Source organism: Kitasatospora putterlickiae (genome assembly GCF_039527695.1).
Classification (GTDB): domain Bacteria; phylum Actinomycetota; class Actinomycetes; order Streptomycetales; family Streptomycetaceae; genus Kitasatospora; species Kitasatospora putterlickiae.
In genome coordinates this window covers 8,429-9,060 of the sequence record NZ_BAAAKJ010000140.1, presented here as the reverse complement: position 1 = coordinate 9,060, position 632 = coordinate 8,429, and the positions used below count along the sequence as shown (strand labels likewise).

Genomic DNA, 632 nt, shown 5'->3' with positions numbered 1-632 from the left:
GCCGGCCGCGGAGGTGAGGCCGGCCGAGGCCCGGCAGACGGTCACGCCGTCCTGCACGGCCAGCAGCCGCCAGGCCGGTCCGTCGTCGGCCGCGGCGCTCTCGCCGCGCAGCCACACCGGCGGGCCCAGCTCGCACATCCGGTCGAAGGTCAGCGACAGCCGCAGCCGGCCGTCGGCCGCCGGGCGCGGCGCCCGGGCCAGGATCAGCTCCAGGACCGCCGCCACCAGGACCATGCCCGGCACGTGGTCGAGCGGGTGGTCGAAGAAGCACCGGTCCCGCTCGTCCACCACCACCGGGACGCCCGCTTCCGGATCGTCCGCGATCCGTTCAAGTCCCTCTTCCGGTAAGCTTTCTGGCGACTCGCCAGAAACTAATGGTGCATCAGTTCGGCATGATACGCCTGGTACCAACGAGGTCACGAGGACCGAGGAAACCATCGATCACCAGTCCGGGCAACCCACTCCCTGGAACACCCGCACGACCGGGCCCGGCCGACCAAAAACGCACCCCTCGGTGTCCAAAAACGCCGTCTTTCGCTCCGGCCCCGGCGCCCCGGGCAGGAGGGGCGCGAGGGGCGGACGGGATCCGCCACCCGACGCCCGGAGGCGGTCAGGCGGTGGCCTCCGCCGCC

General features: G+C 72.6%; 1 pseudogene. It reads right to left on the bottom strand.

What is annotated here, in order from left to right:
• Positions 1-288 (bottom strand): annotated as a pseudogene (locus ABD308_RS15005) (hypothetical protein); the annotation flags it as partial.
• Positions 289-632: the final 344 nt, after the last annotated feature.